This window comes from Flavonifractor porci (assembly GCF_037572415.1).
Lineage (GTDB): Bacteria > Bacillota > Clostridia > Oscillospirales > Oscillospiraceae > Flavonifractor > Flavonifractor porci.
Map to the genome: position 1 here is coordinate 1 of NZ_JBBHLB010000035.1, position 1823 is coordinate 1823.

A 1823-nucleotide genomic window follows, 5' to 3' on the forward strand; every position below is an offset into this window, starting at 1 on the left:
GACATTAAGGTCAAAAGGGGGTGTGACACAATACTTCAGGTTTGATATAATGTAGATAAAAACAGGGTGGTGGCGGAAGATGTCATACAGGGCCAACGGAAGCCAGCAGTTGTCCATATTCGACCGCAGTCTCCGGCTCACGAGACGGGAGCGGAGCTTTTTGGAAAAGTCATGGGCAAAAGTGTTTTCTGATGAGATTTTTCCCGCCATTGACGAAGAACGTTTCCGAGTTTTGTATTCTCAAAATGCTTCACGACCCAATACCCCAGTCAATATTATTGTGGGTGCGCTCATTATAAAAGAACTGTTTGCTTTGTCCGATGACGAGATTGTTGAGAATCTGATGCTGGACATCCATTATCAGTATGCTCTCCACACCACCAGCTACGAGGAGCAGCCGTTGAGCGACAAATCCTTGTCCCGTTTTCGGAAACGCTGCTATGAATACGAAAAAACTACCGGCGTAGATTTGTTCCATGAGTGCGTCTGCGATCTGAACCGCAAAATCGCAAAACTGATGGGGATCAATTCTCACGTCAAACGTATGGATTCGCTGATGATCGAGGCAAATATCCGAAAATTAAGCCGGATCGAGCTGCTCTATTCCTGTGTTGCAAGACTTGCCAAGCGTATCGAAAAGAAGGAAGGCATCGGTAAACTGACAGGGCTGGAACATTACTGCCAGCCAGGTGACCGCAATTTCATCGTGTATCATTGCCGGAACACAGATATGAATGAGCGAATAGAGACCATTCTGAAAGATGCGGACCAGCTTCTGCTGCGGAGTGCGGCACAATATCAGGAAACAGAGGAGTATCGTCTGCTTGTCCGATGCCTGGACGAGCAGACCATTGCCGGAAGCGGCGGAAGACGGCTTCGCAAGAAGGGAGAGGAATCCCCGTCAACAACTTCCCTGCAAAATCCTACTGACCCGGATGCGACATACTGTGTAAAGGCAGGGAAAGACCATATTGGATATGCTGCGAATGTGGTGGAGAGTGTGGACAGCAGCGGTTCCGTGATTACGGATTATCAATATGAGAAAAACATATTTTCCGACCCGCGCTTTCTTCGCGACCATCTTACGCGCACAGAAGAACAAAAGGAGACCGTGCGGATTGTTGCGGATGGCGGCTATGTGGGGCAGGAGTGCAGAGAACTTGCAGCAGAGAAAAATATTGAGCTCATCAATACAGCATTAAAGGGTGTAGCTGTACCGGATATTTACGGCGGTTTTCTGCTAAGTGATAACGGAAAGAGTGTGCAGCAATGTCCAGCCGGATATGCGCCAATACGCTGCTCCTACACAGAAAGAACGTCCCGAATCAGGGCCTACTTTAAATCTGAACATTGCATGGGATGTGATCACCGCGAAGAATGCCAGGCAAAGCAGCGACGGGCGACCTGTCAAATGTCACTTTCCCGCTCGGCTGTGGAGCGCGCAAGGCAGCAGCAACAGATGCATGCACCTGATTTTCAAAATTGGCATAGAATTCGGAACGGAATAGAATCGGTTCCGTCCATACTGCGTAACCGGTACCAAGTAGACAAGATGCCCGTGAGAGGATTTATCCCGAGTAAATTCTTTTTTGGGGCTAAAATCTCCGCAATGAATTTCAACAAACTTCTTCGACACCGGAGAGGCTTGTTGTCCTGCGCCCAAAATCCTCTCCTCAGTTAAACAATCGGAAGATTGGATTGCCTGCCGTCCCGTATAGAGGGCCGGCAGGCAATTTTTATTGGTATGATATTGTTTTGGAGCAGCAAAACAGGCCTAACATTAGCTGCGCTAACTTCAAAACCTCCCTTTTGACCTTAATGTC

The 1823-nt window shown here is 48.2% G+C and carries 1 protein-coding gene; it reads left to right on the plus strand.

What is annotated here, in order from left to right:
- Window positions 1-160: 160 nt before the first annotated feature.
- Entirely contained in the window at window positions 161-1681 is a 1521-nt protein-coding gene (locus WHJ28_RS16420) for a transposase (RefSeq protein ID WP_227604059.1), read from the plus strand.
- Window positions 1682-1823 lie beyond the last annotated feature (142 nt).